Source organism: Caballeronia glebae (genome assembly GCF_001545035.1).
Classification (GTDB): domain Bacteria; phylum Pseudomonadota; class Gammaproteobacteria; order Burkholderiales; family Burkholderiaceae; genus Caballeronia; species Caballeronia glebae.
In genome coordinates this window covers 142,468-156,749 of record NZ_FCOJ02000005.1, presented here as the reverse complement: position 1 = coordinate 156,749, position 14,282 = coordinate 142,468, and the positions used below count along the sequence as shown (strand labels likewise).

At 63.5% G+C, this 14,282-nt stretch carries 13 protein-coding genes and 1 tRNA gene; 8 read left to right on the top strand and 6 right to left on the bottom strand.

Annotation, left to right across the window (positions count from 1 at the left end; genetic code table 11):
* Positions 1-37: 37 nt before the first annotated feature.
* Positions 38-113, top strand: a tRNA-Phe gene (locus tag AWB82_RS05455).
* 110 nt (positions 114-223) lie between these two features.
* On the opposite strand, the gene AWB82_RS05450 is transcribed toward AWB82_RS05455, so the two are convergent.
* Complete coding sequence (locus AWB82_RS05450; RefSeq protein ID WP_235023186.1) at positions 224-1,336, bottom strand: lipopolysaccharide biosynthesis protein; 1,113 nt, start codon at positions 1,334-1,336, stop codon at positions 224-226.
* 712 nt (positions 1,337-2,048) lie between these two features.
* Here AWB82_RS05450 and queC point away from each other — a divergent pair.
* From queC to AWB82_RS05425, 5 genes are all read left to right on the top strand, one after another.
* Complete coding sequence (gene queC / locus AWB82_RS05445; RefSeq protein WP_086966129.1) at positions 2,049-2,783, top strand: 7-cyano-7-deazaguanine synthase QueC; 735 nt, start codon at positions 2,049-2,051, stop codon at positions 2,781-2,783.
* 37 nt (positions 2,784-2,820) lie between these two features.
* On the top strand, positions 2,821-3,453 hold the full coding sequence (gene queE / locus AWB82_RS05440; RefSeq protein ID WP_086966128.1) for a 7-carboxy-7-deazaguanine synthase: 633 nt from the start codon (positions 2,821-2,823) through the stop codon (positions 3,451-3,453).
* A gap of 20 nt (positions 3,454-3,473) precedes the next feature.
* On the top strand, positions 3,474-3,920 hold the full coding sequence (queD, locus tag AWB82_RS05435; protein ID WP_086966127.1) for a 6-carboxytetrahydropterin synthase QueD: 447 nt from the start codon (positions 3,474-3,476) through the stop codon (positions 3,918-3,920).
* Positions 3,921-4,101: 181 nt separating this feature from the next.
* Positions 4,102-4,884 (top strand): HpcH/HpaI aldolase family protein, encoded by a 783-nt coding sequence (locus AWB82_RS05430; RefSeq protein WP_086966126.1) that lies wholly within the window; start codon positions 4,102-4,104, stop codon positions 4,882-4,884.
* Positions 4,881-5,573, top strand: a complete 693-nt coding sequence (locus AWB82_RS05425) for a tetratricopeptide repeat protein (RefSeq protein WP_086966125.1) — start codon at positions 4,881-4,883, stop codon at positions 5,571-5,573. Before AWB82_RS05430 ends, AWB82_RS05425 begins: the two co-directional genes overlap by 4 nt.
* Before the next feature lie 63 nt (positions 5,574-5,636).
* Here AWB82_RS05425 and rodA read toward each other — a convergent pair whose 3' ends face one another.
* The 5 genes from rodA to AWB82_RS05400 all read right to left on the bottom strand — a co-directional run bounded on the left by rodA (position 5,637) and on the right by AWB82_RS05400 (position 12,051).
* Entirely contained in the window at positions 5,637-6,785 is a 1,149-nt protein-coding gene (gene rodA / locus AWB82_RS05420; protein WP_086966170.1) for a rod shape-determining protein RodA, read from the bottom strand.
* Between the two features lie 23 nt (positions 6,786-6,808).
* Positions 6,809-9,103, bottom strand: a complete 2,295-nt coding sequence (gene mrdA, locus AWB82_RS05415) for a penicillin-binding protein 2 (protein WP_086966124.1) — start codon at positions 9,101-9,103, stop codon at positions 6,809-6,811.
* 80 nt (positions 9,104-9,183) lie between these two features.
* A complete protein-coding gene (gene mreD, locus AWB82_RS05410) occupies positions 9,184-9,696 on the bottom strand; it encodes a rod shape-determining protein MreD (RefSeq protein ID WP_086966123.1) in 513 nt (170 codons plus the stop codon).
* Positions 9,693-10,814 carry a rod shape-determining protein MreC gene (gene mreC / locus AWB82_RS05405; protein WP_086966122.1) on the bottom strand — a complete coding sequence of 374 codons (1,122 nt, stop codon included), beginning with the start codon at positions 10,812-10,814 and terminating at the stop codon, positions 9,693-9,695. The genes mreD and mreC overlap by 4 nt, the downstream gene beginning before the upstream one ends.
* A gap of 193 nt (positions 10,815-11,007) precedes the next feature.
* Positions 11,008-12,051 (bottom strand): rod shape-determining protein, encoded by a 1,044-nt coding sequence (locus AWB82_RS05400; protein ID WP_004189550.1) that lies wholly within the window; start codon positions 12,049-12,051, stop codon positions 11,008-11,010.
* A gap of 376 nt (positions 12,052-12,427) precedes the next feature.
* Here AWB82_RS05400 and gatC point away from each other — a divergent pair, with 376 nt between their 5' ends.
* Both gatC and gatA read left to right on the top strand, forming a co-directional pair.
* Positions 12,428-12,727 (top strand): Asp-tRNA(Asn)/Glu-tRNA(Gln) amidotransferase subunit GatC, encoded by a 300-nt coding sequence (gatC, locus tag AWB82_RS05395; protein WP_086966121.1) that lies wholly within the window; start codon positions 12,428-12,430, stop codon positions 12,725-12,727.
* A gap of 56 nt (positions 12,728-12,783) precedes the next feature.
* Complete coding sequence (gatA, locus tag AWB82_RS05390; RefSeq protein WP_086966120.1) at positions 12,784-14,280, top strand: Asp-tRNA(Asn)/Glu-tRNA(Gln) amidotransferase subunit GatA; 1,497 nt, start codon at positions 12,784-12,786, stop codon at positions 14,278-14,280.
* Positions 14,281-14,282 lie beyond the last annotated feature (2 nt).

Here is a 14,282-nt window from a genome sequence, read left to right as displayed (position 1 = left end):
GGCGCGATAGTCTCTGCTATAGTTTCACCTCTTCGTTGGCCCGGTAGCTCAGTTGGTAGAGCAGCGGATTGAAAATCCGCGTGTCGATGGTTCGATTCCGTCCCAGGCCACCAGAATGCAAGAAGCCCGAGAGTGTTATCGCTCTCGGGCTTTTTCAATTTCCGCATAAGAAAACGCGCAGTTCGTGCAAGCCGACCGCGCGTTCTTTTCAGCTACCCGACGCTCACTTCGGATTGACCGCGACGAAGTTCTTGAACGCGGTGTAAGCTGCCTTCTGCGTCTTGCCGTCGTTCTTCAGAAGACCGTACGCGCCTTCGCCGCTTGCGGGATCGTCGTAGAGTTGGTACGTCTGGATCGCCTGGATGTTGTACTTCGATGCCACCGCGGCGAACTCCGCCATCATCTTGTTGCCGACGAGATAGGACGCGATCTGCTGATCCGAGCCCAGCCACGGACGCACGCCGAATTCGTTGATCCAGATCGGCTTGCCGAGTTGCTGCAGCGTCGCGAGCACGTCATGGCAACCCGTGCCGCCGCACGCGTTCGTGATGTCGCCCATATCCGAATACCAGTGCCACGCGGTGATGTCCCAGTTCACGACCGGATGTCCCGTCGTGCCGTCCGGCTGTGTGCCGTTGGCGAGCATCTGGTCCAGACCGTAATGCATCCACGTGCCGCCGCCCATGACGATCTTGCCGCTCGTATCGACCGACTTCACGCCGGCGATCATGCCGCGAATCACGCCGCGCGCGATCTCGAACTTCGTGTTGTCGAATTGCTGCGGGTAGACGCCGTCCACGTTGCCGGTGAGCGTCATCGCGTCGAGTTCGTTCGACACTTCGTAGTACGGGTAGTGGTAAGCGGTGGCCGTCCAGACGCCGAGTTGATAACCGGCGTTATAGGCGTCGGTCTCGTTGTTGAAGTCGATGCTCATCAGCATTACGGGGTACACGGTTACGCCGCCCGCCGCCATCGTTTTCGCGATGCCCGCGAGCTTGTTGGCCGAGCCCTGGCTGTACACCTCGTTTCGATACAGCTTCACGCCGAGATCCTGCAACTGGGAGAGTTGCAGCGCCGGACTGGAGATGTCGTAGGCGCCGCCTTCGTTGTTGTGGCCGTTCGCACCGTAGAAGATCGTGCTGACGGCCGGCACGGTCGCCGCCGCCGTCTTGCGGCTTGCCGCCGCTGCGGTCGATGCTGTGTCGAGGGCGTCGTTGCCGCCGCCGCCGCAGGCTGCGATCAGCAGGCTCGTCGCGACTGCAATGGCGATGAGGCCTGCCTTGGGTGCATACAACGGGTCGATGACGCGTGAATTGGTCTTAATGTATTTTTTCATCGTGTGTACTACTAATCGAAGTGTTGTGTGTCGGTGAAGTAGGCACGGCTTCCGGAGCGTCGCGAACGAGGGCGGATCGGAAAACGGACCTACGGCCCGGCGTAACCCTGCGGGAGGGCTCAAAGTCGAAATAAGTTCGAACTACGAATTAAGGCCGGCCGTGGCTCGACCGGGTTCGAAGTGGCGCGAAGCTTTGTCCAGCGGGCTAAGGTAAAAGGTGCCGGTGGATGTAACGAGAATGCGCCATCCTGTTACATGTATATCGGCGTGGCGAGTGCCGGGTTTAGCCAGTTCCCCGGAATTGCCGATTTATTTCTTCTGATGATGGCATTAATTGCCGAATCACCCGGCTCGGCCGTAGCACCAGCCCCGAGGACACGCCGGAAAGCGCCGAGCTCGGCGAGCAACCGTGCTCCGTGTTAAAATTCGCGCCGAATTAAGGACTTGCCTCGTCCTCGGACCCGCAAGTCCTTTTCTTTTCGGCGCTCTGAATCGCTCGTGCAATGCGCCGGAACAATCGCCCGGTACTTCAGCATCCGTCTCGCATTCCGCTATCGGCGGCATAAAAGGCGTGCGCGTCCGGGCGAAGGCCGCCGGCCTATACTGGACTCGCGGGCGTCTCGCCCGCGCCGCGCGTCGCGAAGTCCGGTCACTCCGACTGCCTGTGCGGCGTGCAACGCCCATCACATTCACGGAGTACGGAGCTTTCACGGTGACTCGGATAGACGCTAAAGACAGCGCACTCGTGCTGTTCTCCGGCGGCCAGGACTCGGCCACGTGCCTCGCCTGGGCGCTCGAACGTTACAAGACGGTGGAGACGCTCGGTTTCGACTACGGACAACGCCATCGCGTGGAACTGGAGTGCCGCGAGGGTTTTCGCGCCGCGATCGTGCGCGAGTTTCCGCAGTGGGCCGAGCGCCTGGGCGAAGATCACACGGTCGACTTGTCCGTGCTCGGCGCGATCAGCGATACCGCGATGACTCGCGAGATCGAAATCGAGGCGACCGCGAACGGCCTGCCCAACACGTTCGTGCCGGGCCGCAATCTGCTGTTCATGACGATCGCGGCGGCAGTGGCGTATCGGCGCGGGTTGAAGGTGCTGGTCGGCGGCATGTGCGAGACGGACTTCTCCGGCTATCCGGATTGCCGCGACGACACGATGAAAGCGCTGCAGGTCGCGCTCAATCTCGGCATGGAAACGCGCTACGCGCTCGAAACGCCGCTGATGTGGCTCGACAAAGCCGATACCTGGCGGCTCGCTGAAACGCTCGGCGGCGAAGCGCTCGTCGAACTGGTCCGCGTCGAGACGCATACGTGCTATGTCGGCGAGCGCGCGGAACTGCACGACTGGGGCTTCGGTTGCGGCCAGTGCCCGGCATGCAAACTGCGTAAGCGTGGCTATGAGGCGTATCGCGCGGGCGAGCAGGTCGATACCGCACCGGTTTGACATTTACGACGGGTTTTACGAGGCAGACAGGGCAGTCATGACGTATGCGGTAAAGGAAATTTTCTACACGTTGCAGGGCGAAGGCGCCAATGCCGGGCGTCCGGCCGTGTTTTGCCGTTTCGCGGGCTGCAACTTGTGGTCGGGACGCGAGGAAGATCGGGCGGACGCCGTCTGCCAGTTTTGCGACACAGATTTCGTTGGCACGGACGGCGAGAACGGCGGCAAGTACAAGACGCCTGCGGATCTCGTCGCGAAGATCGCATCGCTGTGGCCGGAAGGCGCGGCGCACAAGTTCGTCGTGTGCACGGGCGGCGAACCGATGCTGCAGATCGACCAGCCTTTCGTCGATGCCCTGCACGAAGCCGGCTTCGAAATGGCGATCGAGACGAACGGCTCGCTGCCGGTGCTCGATAGCATCGACTGGATTTGCGTGAGCCCGAAGGCCGACGCGCCGCTCGTCGTGACAAAAGGCAACGAGTTGAAGGTCGTAGTGCCGCAGGACAACCAGCGTCTCGCGGACTACGAGAAGCTCGACTTCGACTATTTCCTCGTGCAACCGATGGACGGCCCGTCGCGCGACATCAACACGAAGCTGGCGATCGACTGGTGCAAGCGACATCCGAAGTGGCGCCTGTCGATGCAGACGCACAAATACCTGAACATCCCCTGAATAGAAAACGGTCAGCCGACGTGCAGACGATTACCCGAAAACTCGAATTCGATGCGGGCCACCGCATCCCCGATCACCGCAGCCAGTGCCGCAATTTGCACGGGCATCGGTACGTGCTCGAAATCACGCTGCAAGGCGATCTCGTCGACGTGGAAGGCGCGCCCGACCGCGGCATGGTGATGGACTTCGCCGACGTGAAAGCGCTCGCGATGGAGCATCTCGTCAACAAGTGGGATCACGCGTTCATCGTCTACGAGGGCGATGTCAAGGTGCGCGAGTTCCTGCAAACGCTGCCGGATCACAAGACCGTCGTGCTGGATCGCATTCCGACCGTCGAGAACCTGGCGGCCGTCGCGTTCAACATTCTCGCGGACGTGTACGACGCCCACTACGGCGTCAATCTCAAGCTCAAGCGCTTGCGTCTTTTCGAAACGCCGAACTGCTGGGCCGACGTCGAGCGCGACTGATTTCGCGCATGCGTGCCGCTGGGAACCGCTCCGGCGCGCGCGCTTTTGTCACGGTATGATCGTCCGATGAGTCGCCCATCCTCCGAGGCGGCGAGACACGGAGCGCACGCATGCCGTCACTTCTTCCGTTCCGCAAGCGGCCGCGCGCGGTCATCCTTCAAACCCTCGAAGGAGACGCGCGATGAGCAGTTTCACCAATCCCCTCAAGCAGCGTTTTTCCGAACCGGGCACCTTGTTCGGCCTGTGGCTGTCGCTCGGCAGCGCCGATGCCGCCGAAGCGCTCGCGCACGCGGGCTTCGACTGGTTATGCATCGACATGGAGCACTCGCCGAACGATAGCGCCGACGTCGTCGCCCAGTTGCGCGCGATCGCCGCCGCGCATCTGCCGAGCGAGCCAATCGTGCGCGTGCCGGCCAACGAGGGCTGGCTCGTCAAGCGCGCGCTCGACGCGGGCGCGCGCACGCTGATGTTCCCGAACGTGCAATCGGCGGAGGAGGCGGCGCGCATCGTGCGGCTCACGCAATATCCGACCGAAGCGGCGCTGCACGGCCTGCGCGGTGTCGCGGGCGCGGTGCGCGCGGCGGCATACGGTATGCGTCGCGACTACATGGCGAGCGCGAATGCGCAGATCGCGACGATCGTGCAGATCGAATCGGTGGCGGCGCTCGAAGCCGTCGACGAAATCGCCGCGACGCCCGGCATCGATTGCCTCTTCATCGGCCCGGCGGACCTCGCGGCGAGCCTCGGTCATCTCGGCGACGGCAAACATCCGGACGTGCAGGCGGCGATCACGAAGATCGTCGATGCGGCGAATCGCGCGGGCATCGCGAGCGGCATTTTCGCGCTCGATGCCGCGAGCGCGAAGCAGTACGCGCAGGCGGGCATCAAGCTCGTCGCGATCGGCGCGGATGTGATGTGGCTGTTGAAGGCGACGCGTCAGGCGTTACAGGAGGCGAGATCATGAAAACCGCCATGGCGTCGGTGATCGCCGCGATGAGCCTGTCGATATCGCTGTCGATACCGATTGGCGCGGCCTACGCCGACAACGCGCCCCGGCTGACCGATATCACGACGCAAAACGCCGTCGCTGATTACAACGCGGGCAATCTCGTCGCGGCGCGATCGGAGTTCCGGCGCGCGGCGCAAAAGGGCAGCCGTCTCGCCGAATTCAACTACGCGATGATGCTGCTCAACGGCGAAGGCGGCCCGGCGGACGTGCAGGAAGGCAAGAAATGGCTGCGCCGCGCCGCCGACGCCAACATGACGCACGCGCAATACGTCTACGGCAAGATGTACGACGATGGCCAGTTCGTCGAGAAGGACCCGGCGGAGGCGCATCGCTGGTTCTTGCGCGCGGCGAATCAGGGCCACGTGCAGGCCGAACTCGCGCTCGCCAACCAGTTCCTCGACGGACGCGGCACCGCGCGCGACAACACGCAGGCGTTCACCTGGTACAAGAAGGCTGCGGAAGGCGGCGACATGACCGCGCAGTACGTCGCGGGATCGTTCTATGAACGCGGCGGCGATGGCGTCGAGCGCAATCTGAACGTCGCGCGCGCTTATTACGCCGCCGCCGCCGCGCAGGGCGATCCGGCGGCCAAGCTCAAGTATCTGCAGTTGAGCGCCGAACTCGAACAGAAGAAGCCGCAGTAACGGCGCGCGCCGATAAAAAAAGCCGCGGACGAAGCCGCGGCTCATGCTTGAAACAACAGCCGGCTAACTCTGCATCAAGCGCTTTTGCCGCGCGACGCTCATGATCAGCCCGACCGCGACGCCGAGCGTCGTCAGAGCGGTTCCGCCGTAACTCATGAACGGCAGCGGCACGCCGACGACCGGCAGAATCCCGCTCACCATGCCGATATTGACGAACGCGTAAGTAAAGAACGCGAGCGTGAGCGATCCGGCCAATAATCGCCCGAAGAAGGTTGCGCCGTTCGCCGCGATGAACAGCCCGCGCGCGATGAGCGCCATGTAGAGAAAGAGCAGCACGAGCCCGCCCGCGAGCCCGAACTCTTCGGAGAACACGGCGAAAATGAAGTCGGTGTGCTTCTCGGGAATGAATTCGAGATGCGCCTGCGTGCCCTTCAGCCAGCCTTTGCCGAACGTGCCGCCCGAGCCGATCGCGATCACCGCCTGGATCGTGTGGAAGCCTTTGCCGAGCGGATCGGAAGTCGGGTCGAGCAGCGTGCAGATGCGATGCTTCTGATAGTCGTGCATCATCGGCCAGACGACTTCGGGCTGACAAATCTTGTCCTGGAACGTCGCGATACTCGCCACCGCGATGACCGCCGCGACCAGCACCGGCACGATCAGCTTGAAACTCAATCCGGCGAAATAGATGACGAACATGCCGGCCGCGAACACGAGCACCGCCGTGCCCAGATCCGGCTGTTTCGCGATCAGGGCGACGGGCAGCAGAAGAATGATGAAGCCGACCAGATAATCCCACCAGCGGATGTTGCTCTCGCGCTTCTGGTAGTACCACGCGAGCATCAGCGGCATCGCGATCTTCATGATTTCAGATGGCTGGATCACCACGCCGACATTGAGCCAGCGTTTCGCGCCCTTGCGCGTCAATCCGAACGCGGCGACCGCGATCAGCAACGCGACGCCGACCGTATAGAGCGGCACGGCGAAGCGCATCAGCATTTGCGGCGGGATGTTGGCGAGCACCCACATCAGGCCAAAGGTCAGCATGATGTTGCGCAACTGGTCTTCGACACGTCCCGGCATATCGAGACTGGCGCTGTAGAGCGTCACGATTCCGACGCAGAGCAGCAGGAACACGATCAGCGCGAGCGGCTTGTCGAAGCCCGCGAACATGCGCTTGGCGCGGTCCAGCAGCTCGCGCTTGTCTAATTGCATGTGCAGTTGCATGGCGGTTTCCTTTACTCGTCGATGCCGCCGGACGGCGCGAGAACGCGCACACCGTCGTTTTCATTGCCGCGCACCATGGCGGGCGTCGGCTCGGTCGCGCGCTTTTTCGGCGCGGGCGCGCGGCCGGGCGTGGAAGCCGGCAGCGCGGGCAGCGCCGCCGCGGGCGCAGCGGGCGCAGCCGATGCGGCGCGCGGCTTCGAGGCTTTCGGGGCCGAAGCAGCCAGCGCGGGCGGGGAGACTGCCTTCGCGACATCCGGATTCGACGCGGCCGCCGGCGAAAATGCCGGCGACGAATTCGCCACCGACGCCGGCAACGCGGCGGCGGCGGGCGATTGCGTGCCGCCGATCATCGGCAGACCGACATCGGCCGTGGCCGACGCCGCCGCCGCGACGGCAGCCGCTTGCGCGCCCGGCTTGAGACGGTCGATCAGATAATAGTCGAGCACCTTGCGCGCGATCGGGCCGGCCGATTCCGCGCCCCACCCGCCGTTTTCGACGATCAGCGCGATTGCGATCTTCGGCTGCTCGGCCGGCGCGAACGCGATGAAGAGCGCGTGGTCGCGCAGATGCTCGGCGGTGCCTCCGTGGCCCCGGTAGTTCGAGCCCTGCAGCGAATAGACCTGCGCCGTGCCTGTCTTGCCGGCCGCGGAATACGGCGCGCCGGCGAAGACCTTGTTCGCCGTGCCGTTCGTCACGACGCCTTGCATCGCGTGCTTGATGAAATCGATGTCCTGTTGCCTGACCGGAATCCTGCTGCTCGCGTCGCGCACGGTTACGCGTATGTCTTTCGTGATCGGGTTCTCGACGTCGCGCACGAGGTGCGGCTTCATCACGACGCCGTCGTTCGCGAGCGTCGCGGTGGCGTGCGCGAGCTGCAGGATCGTGAACGAGTTGTAGCCCTGACCGATGCCGAGACTGATCGTTTCGCCTTCGTACCAGCGCTGCTGTTCGGGCTTGCGGTACGCCTTGCGCTTCCATTCCGTCGACGGAAGAATGCCGCGCGCCTCGCCCGCGATGTCGATACCCGTGATCTGGCCAAAGCCCCACGGCTTCATGAAGCCGGCCATCGCGTTCACGCCGAGATCGCGCGCGAGCATGTAGAAATACGTGTCGTTCGAGACGACGATCGCGCGGTTCATGTCCACCCAGCCCTGGCCCGAACGCACGTCGTTGCGGAACGTGTGGTTGCCGAACGTGAAGTAGCCCGGATCCTGAAAGCCCCAGCCCGGCGTGCGCTTGTGCAGCGCGAGCGCGGCGAGCGCCATGAACGGCTTGTACGTGGAGCCCGGCGGATACGTGCCGTGCAGCGGCCGGTTCAGAAGCGGGTGATCGGGCGAGTTGTTGAGCGCATCCCAGGTCTGCTGGTCGATGCCGTCGACGAACGAGTTGGGATCGAAGCTCGGCGCCGACACGAACGCGAGCACGTCGCCGGTGGACGGCTCGATCGCGACGAGCGCGCCGCGCTTGCCCGCGAACGCCTGCTCGGCGACCTGCTGCAGCCCGATATCGAGCGAAAGCACGAGATTGTTGCCCGGCGTCGCCTGCGTGCGCGACATCGTGCGAACCGGACGGCCGCCCGCGGTCACTTCCACTTCCTCGAAACCGGTCAGTCCGTGCAACTCGGTTTCATAGCTCTGTTCGACGCCGATCTTGCCGACGTAATCCGTGCCCTTGTAGTTGTTGGCGTCGAGGCGCGGATCGTAGTGATCCGAGCTTTCGTCGTTGGCGTCGCTCGCGTCGTCGATGCGCTCCTGATCGCGCTGCGAAATGCGCCCGATGTAGCCGATCACGTGCGCGGCAGTCGCGCCGAGCGGATATTGGCGGAACAGGCGCGCCCGCACTTCCACGCCGGGAAAGCGGTAACGCTGCGCCGTGAACTTCGCGACTTCCTCATCGGTGAGACGCGTGCGGATCGGCAGGCTTTCGAAATTCTTCGAGTCTTCGAGCAGTTTCTTGAAACGGCGACGGTCGCGCGCGTCGATCGGAATGACCTGCGAGAGTTCGTCGATAGTTTCGTCGAGCGTGCCGTTGATCTTCGAGCGCGTGATTTCGAGCGTGTACGCCGAATAGTTTTTCGCCAGCACGACGCCGTTGCGGTCGGTGATGATGCCGCGATTCGGCACGATCGGCGCGACTGAAATGCGGTTCTCGTTCGCCTGCAACGAGTATTTGCTGAAATGCCAGACCTGCAAATAGAGGAAACGCAGCCCGATCAGCCCGAAGCAGATGAACACGAACAGTCCCGCCGCCGCGACGCGCAGGCGGAACTTCGACAACTGTTGCTCGGTGTTCTTTATTTCGGTCATGCAGCTTTCGCGGTGTGCTCGCGATTCAAGTGTAGTTCGCGCGGCGGTTTATTCCGTGATCCGGCGCCGCGTGGCAAGACTCAGATTGGACGCGTATCGTCCGGGTCGGCGGCGCGGCGTTGCGGCATCAGCAACAGAAAACTTGCGATCGGCCAGAGCAGCGCTTCGACGAAACCGTTGACCAGATAACTCCAGCCGGGGAACGCGGCGCCCGTCATCAGGCGGATGACGAACGGCACGAGATGCGCGCCCACGAGCAGCGGCGCGACGACGAACGTCTGCACAGGCAGCGTCATCCACAGCACGCGGCGATGAATCGTGATCGCGCCGTACGAAAGAAGCGTGTAAGCCAGCGCGTGTTCGCCGAGCAGATTCGCGTTGTGCACGTCCATCAGGATGCCGAGCATGAACGCGATGCCCATGCCGACCTTGCGCGGCTGGTGCACGTTCCAGAACAGCAGCACGAGCGCGACGAAATCCGGCACGCCGATGAGCCGTCCCCAGGGCATCAGGTTCAGCAGGAACCCGGCGGCCAGGCTAAACGTGATGAAGTACGGGTTGACCGGCTGCAGGATGTATTGCGGACGGTTCATCGCGCGGCTCCCGAAGATGCGGGTTTCGGCGCGTGCGCCTTCTTCGACGACTTCGCCGCCGCGCCCGATGCCGCCTTGGGCGGCGTCGCCTTGGCCGCGGACGCTTCCGAGGGCTTGGCCGGCACGGTTGCCGCCAGCGCGGGAGCCGACGCGCCCGCCGCCGCCGATGCGCCGCTCGCGCCCGCTGCGACCGCCGCCTTCGGCGCGGGCTTCTTCTTGCCCTTGTTTTCCTTCGCGTCCCTGGCGGCAGCGGCCGCTTCGACTTCGATCGGATTCGGCGGCTGATTCAAGTTGTAGTGCAGCACGAGCAACTGGCGCGCGCCGCGCACCGCCGCGATCGGCACGCAGACGACGCGCGCGAACGCCGTGTCCGCCTGCTTGTCGACGCGCAGCACCTTCGCGACCGGCAGGCCCGGCGGATAAATGCCGTCGAGGCCGCTCGTCACGAGTTCGTCGCCGGCCTGCACGTCGGCGCTGATCGGTACGAAGCGAAGATCGAGCGTGTCACCCTTCGGCGTGCCGTAGATCACGCTGCGCAAGCCGGTGCGCGCGATTTGCACGGGAACGGCCTGGTCCTTGTCGGTGAGCAGCGTGACTTCGGACTGCAACGGAAACACGCGCGTGACCTGACCGATCACACCGTCTTCGGTGACGACCGGCGCGCCGTCCTGAATATTCTGCTGCGAACCCTTGCCGATCACGACTTTCTGCGTGAACGGATCGCGCGTGTCGTACTGGATTTCGGCAGGCGTTTCGTCCGTGGTCGCGCGCGATTGCAGATTGAGCAGCGCGCGCAAATGCGCATTCTCGGTGGCGAGTTGCGCCGCGTCGCCTGCCTTCACGGAAAGTTCCAGGTTCTTGTCGGCGAGGGTCTTGTTTTCGCCGCGCAGCGTTGCGCTCGTCACGGCGAGATCCGCGGCGCCCATGAAGATGTCGCGCGGCACCAGCGCCGCGCGCTGCAACGGATAAAGCCCCGCGCCGAGCATTCCGCGAACGATTTCCAGCGTGCTGAAGCGAGCGTCCGAGACCAGCAGCGCGATGGCGAGCACCACGAAGAAGATCAGGCGCGCGAGCGCGGATGGGCCTTGCTTGAAAAGAGGCGGCGGACTGTATTCCATGGTCGGCGCCGAGGGCCGTGAACGGATGGTTCGATGCTGCAGGTCATTTCGCCGGCGGCGAAGCCTGCCCTACGCAGTTCCGACAACGGCCCGGACAGATGCCGGGCCGTGCGCGCGTCGCGTTACGCGGGTGCTGATGGCTGTCGCGTCGAAGATCATTACGCCCGGAAGAAGCAGGGCGAAAGTTGGGAGATCACTCGTACGAGAAGATGCTGCCGAGCTTGTCCATGCGTTCGAGCGCCATGCCCGAGCCACGCACCACGCAGGTCAGCGGATCTTCGGCGACGAGCACGGGCAGGCCGGTTTCTTCCGCGAGCAGGCGGTCGAGGTCACGCAGGAGCGCGCCGCCGCCCGTCAGCATCATGCCGCGCTCGGCGATGTCCGCGCCGAGTTCCGGCGGCGTCTGTTCCAGCGCGATCTTCACCGACGACACGATCTGGTTCAGCGGGTCGGTCAGCGCTTCGAGAATTTCATTGCTCGAAATGGTGAAGCTGCGGGGAATGCCTTCCGACAGATTGCGGCCCTTGACTTCCATTTCCTTCACTTCGGAGCCGGGGAACGCCGAGCCGATTTCCTTCTTGATGGCTTCCGCGGTTTGCTCGCCGATCAGCATGCCGTAGTTGCGGCGAATGTAGTTGACGATAGCCTCGTCGAACTTGTCGCCGCCAACACGCACCGAACCCTTGTACACGATGCCGCCCAGCGAGATGACGCCGACTTCCGTCGTGCCGCCGCCGATGTCGACGACCATGGAACCCGTTGCCTCCGAAACCGGCAGGCCCGCGCCGATTGCCGCGGCCATGGGTTCTTCGATCAGATAGACCTGCGACGCGCCCGCGCCGTGTGCCGCTTCCTTGATGGCGCGGCGCTCGACCTGCGTGGAGCCGCACGGCACGCAAATGATGATGCGCGGCGACGGCGAGAACATGCGGGATTCGTGAGCGGTCTTGATGAACTGCTTGATCATCTGCTCGGTGACGGTGAAGTCGGCGATCACGCCGTCCTTCATCGGGCGGATGGCCTCGATGTTGCCCGGCACTTTGCCGAGCATCTGCTTGGCTTCCTTGCCGACCGCCTGAATCGTCTTCTTGCCGTTGGGGCCGCCTTCCTGGCGAATCGAAACGACCGATGGCTCGTCGAGGACGATGCCCTTGCCGCGCATGTAGATCAGCGTGTTGGCGGTGCCGAGGTCAATCGCCAGGTCGTTGGAGAAATAGCTGCGCAAAAAACCGAACATTCAAAAATCCTGTCTCGCTTGGTGGCCGTTCGTCGCAAAGAGCGCCGGGGACGGCAGCGGAAAAAATAACGGTTTGCCGGAGCGACGAACGCTCGCCGGGGAGGGCAAATCCGGGAACAAATCTAACGCAGAACGGAACGCTGTACGCAAACGTTTCTCACTAACCGCTAATTCAGGGAGAAAGCCGCCCACAAGCCGTTCCAGAGGTGAGTCGAACGTGTAATGATACCTTATAATTTGCGGGTATCTATAGGAAAAGGACGGCAGTTTTTGCCATCGCCAGACCTGTTTCCGAGTGCTCCTATCAAGATCGTAACTGGCTGTCACAGCGAAAGTTTTCGAGATTGAGGCTGTCCACGCTTTCTCCGGTGAATCCATGTCATTGACCCTGACCGACGTAAAACGCATCGCGCACCTCGCGCGCCTCGAATTGCCCGACCACGAAGCCGAGCCCACGCTCACGCGGCTCAACGACTTTTTCGGACTCGTCGAGCAGATGCAGGCCGTCGACACGACCGGCATCGAACCGCTCGCGCACCCGATCGAGCAGATCGAGGAAGTCGCGCTGCGTCTGCGTGACGACGCAGTCTCAGAGCGTATCGAGCGCGAAGAGTTCCAGCGATCCGCGCCTGCCGTGCAAGACGGGCTCTATCTCGTACCGAAAGTCATCGAATAAGCATCAAACATTCAGCGTCAGCGCGCGATTCACATCGCGCTCATCAGGAAACTGCAATGCATCAAAAAAGCTTGACCGAACTGCGCGCCGCGCTCGACTCGAAGAAAGTGTCCGCGGTCGAACTGGCGCAGTCGTATCTGCAACGCATCGAAGCCGCCAAGGAGCTGAACGCGTTCATCGGCGTCGACGCCGGGCTCACGCTCGAACAAGCGAAAGCCGCCGACGCGCTCATCGCGCAGGGCAACGCGGGCGCGCTCACCGGCCTGCCGATCGCGCACAAGGACGTGTTCGTCACGCGCGGCTGGACGTCGACGGCCGGTTCGCACATGCTCGAAAACTACGCGAGCCCGTTCGATGCGACCGTCGTCGATCGTCTGAAACATGCCGGCATGGTCACGCTCGGCAAGACCAACATGGACGAGTTCGCGATGGGCTCGTCCAACGAGAATTCGTACTTCGGCGCGGTGAAAAATCCGTGGGACCTGACGGCGGTTCCGGGCGGCTCGTCGGGCGGTTCGGCCGCTGCCGTGGCCGCGCGTCTCGCGCCCGCCGCAACCGGCACCGACACCGGCGGCTCGATTCGCCAGCCCGCGTCGTTTACCGGCATCACCGGGATCAAGCCGACGTATGGCCGCGTTTCGCGTTATGGAATGATCGCGTTCGCGTCGTCGCTGGACCAGGGCGGCCCGATGGCGCAAACCGCGCACGACTGCGCGCTGCTCCTCAACGCGATGGGCGGCTTCGACGAGCGCGATTCCACGAGCCTGCAACGCGAGAACGAAGACTACACGCGCTATCTCGGCAAGACGTGGAACGGCAGCGATGACGCCGCCAAGCCGCTGAAAGGCCTGCGCATCGGCATGCCGAAGGAGTATTTCGGCGCAGGTCTGGCGGACGACGTGCGCGCTTCCATCGACGCCGCGCTGAAGCAATACGAAGCGCTCGGCGCGACGCTCGTCGAAGTGTCGCTGCCGAAAACCGAGCTTTCGATTCCCGTGTACTACGTCATCGCGCCGGCGGAGGCTTCGTCGAACCTGTCGCGCTTCGATGGCGTGCGCTACGGGCATCGCGCGGCGCAGTACAAGGACTTGCTCGACATGTACAAGAAGTCGCGCGCGGAAGGCTTCGGGCCGGAAGTGAAGCGGCGGATTCTCGTCGGCACCTACGTGCTGTCGCACGGCTATTACGACGCCTACTATCTGCAGGCGCAGAAAATTCGCCGCATCATCGCGCGCGATTTTCAGGAAGCGTTCAAGCAGTGCGACGTCGTCATGGGACCGGTCGCGCCGTCGGTGGCGTGGAATCTCGGCGAGAAAGCCGACGATCCCGTGCAGATGTATCTCGCCGATATCTACACGCTGTCCGTGAGCCTCGCGGGCCTGCCCGGCATGAGCGTGCCGTGCGGCTTCGGCGCGGGCGCGAACGCGAATCGGCCGGTCGGTCTGCAGATCATCGGCAACTATTTCAACGAAGCCCGGATGCTCCAGGTCGCCGACGCCTATCAACGCGCGACCGACTGGCACCGCAAGGCACCATCGGCATCGGGAGTGTGAAC